A 2,097-nucleotide genomic window follows, 5' to 3' on the forward strand; every position below is an offset into this window, starting at 1 on the left:
TTCATGTATCTTTGAAGCAATCCTAAAGTAACGCTGCCGATATTATGGTCTTCCCAGATGTTTGTTCCCACTAACTGTTCAAGTAAGCTGTAGGCAAATGAGCAGGTAAAACGGAATTTCCAAACATTTTCAGCATCACCGGCCACAGTCATGCCCATGCTATGGTCTGATTCGCCTGTAATGTATAAACAGTTATAATCATTGCATAATGAAAAAGCCACAGGCAAATGTCGGGATGCATTAAAAGTCTCAATAATACAATCATCCGTGCACATAACAATATAACTCCCTATTATATGATATAAACAAAAAGCATTAAAAACAAAATCACGGCAATGATAAATATGAAAAACAAACCATATATCATTAGACCTTTACCCATTCTCGCTTCAAAAGGTAAAATTTTATTCATAATCTATCATTCCATAGTATTCTCGTATTTTCACTCCATACGTTATTATTTTAATTTTCTCTTTGTTTTCGAAGTATGTATAATTAATAATAATAAAATAATGGTAAATCCTCCATTTCTGGCAGGTTTTGAGCTTCTTTTTCTAATATTTCTGCTTCGTCAGTTCTACTCAATTCTTTTAGAATCTTTACTTTTTGCAAAGCAATATCCCGACAATTGTCATCTAAACTGAAAGCTTCATCGATTACATTTAATGCGTCATCAAGACGATTTAGATTAACTAATGTATTGGATTTGTTAATATATAAATCAAGGGCATTTGGGTTAATTTCTAATGCTTTATCAAAGCAGAGTAACGCTTCATCGTACCTTTCAGCTTCATCTAAAAATAAAGCTTTCTTATTCCAATTATTAGAATCATTTGGATCTAATTCTAATGCCTTGTTGATGCATAATTCTAAATTTTCATAATCTTTTAACAAATAGTATGTTATGGATTTGTTAACCCAACATTCAACACAATCAGGATTAATAGTTAAAGCTTCATCAAAGTATTTTAAAGCATTATTATAATCTTTTAAATCTTTAAAAACACTAGCTTTTCCAGATAATGATATTTCATTTTTTGGGTTTATTTTTAAAGCATTATCATAGCATTTTAAAGCGTTGTCGTAATCATTTAATTCATCTAAGATTAAACCTTTATTATTCCAGTATCTGTCTTTCTTTGGGTTTATTGATATTGCATGATTAATTTGTTCTAATGCATTTTCCATCATGTTTAATCTAATAAATACGATAGAATATCTATCTAAAATATAATCATCGGAAGAATCAATATTGATTGTATTCAAAAATTTTTTAGCATCATCAGATCTATTTAAATCTATTAAATCAATTAATTTTCCGGTTATTGCATAATCATTGTTTTCATCGATTAATAATGCATTATTAAAATTTTCTAGAGATTCATTATATTTCTTTAATTCATATAAAAGTATTCCTTTATTTATTATATTATCAATATCATCTGGTTTTAATTTCAAAGAATTATTTAAATGCAATAAAGCATTATCTAAATCACCCATAACATCATATATCTCAAAAAGTAAATTATAACATTCAATAACATTAAAATTTTCATTTATTAAGTATGAGCAAATTTTAATGCTTTTTTCATATTTTCCTTCACGATATAATTTTATTGCTTTATTAAAACACTTTTTTAGTTTTATGTTGTTAAATTTTGATAAAATATTCATAATCGTTCATCATCCGTTATTTGTATTATTTAAGCTCAATAATATGTTTGTAATTTCTTTACCCAAAGCATTTATTATTTCTGCTTCGACAGATAAAAAAATAAAATTAATTTTATATACGCTTTGAATAATCCTTATAATGTCCAATTTATAAAAAGATTGCTTAAGCAAGTTTGTTTGTTTATTAAGTTCTTCGCCAACATGCTCGAAGGGGCCTTTTGGATCAATACCTCCAATACCATAGTTATAAATTATTTTATTTTCTTCTTGTATTCTTTTATTTTCTTTTATTAGGTTTGGTGACTTTAATATTAAATTTAAAGATTCATATAAATCAGAATTTGGATTTATAATCAAATGGCTTGTAAATAAAACATTTGTGTTTATGCTGGATAAATAGAATAATGCAAAGATTAACCTTTG

The 2,097-nt window shown here is 26.5% G+C and carries 2 protein-coding genes and 1 pseudogene; all 3 read right to left on the reverse strand.

Annotated elements, in window-relative coordinates; all coding sequences use genetic code 11:
• Positions 1-275 (reverse strand): annotated as a pseudogene (locus tag F3G70_RS11890) (hypothetical protein); the annotation flags it as partial.
• 220 nt (positions 276-495) lie between these two features.
• A complete protein-coding gene (locus tag F3G70_RS11895; RefSeq protein ID WP_149732921.1) occupies positions 496-1,674 on the reverse strand; it encodes a tetratricopeptide repeat protein in 1,179 nt (392 codons plus the stop codon).
• 9 nt (positions 1,675-1,683) lie between these two features.
• The coding region (locus tag F3G70_RS11900) for a hypothetical protein (RefSeq protein WP_188118190.1) at positions 1,684-2,097 on the reverse strand (414 nt) is incomplete at its 5' end.

Source organism: Methanobrevibacter millerae (assembly GCF_900103415.1).
In the GTDB taxonomy this organism is placed as follows: domain Archaea; phylum Methanobacteriota; class Methanobacteria; order Methanobacteriales; family Methanobacteriaceae; genus Methanocatella; species Methanocatella millerae.

Excerpts from the sequence above, each read along its gene's own strand:
- F3G70_RS11895 (WP_149732921.1), bottom strand. The coding sequence starts at position 1,674 with ATGAATATTTTATCAAAATTTAACAACATAAAACTAAAAAAGTGTTTT.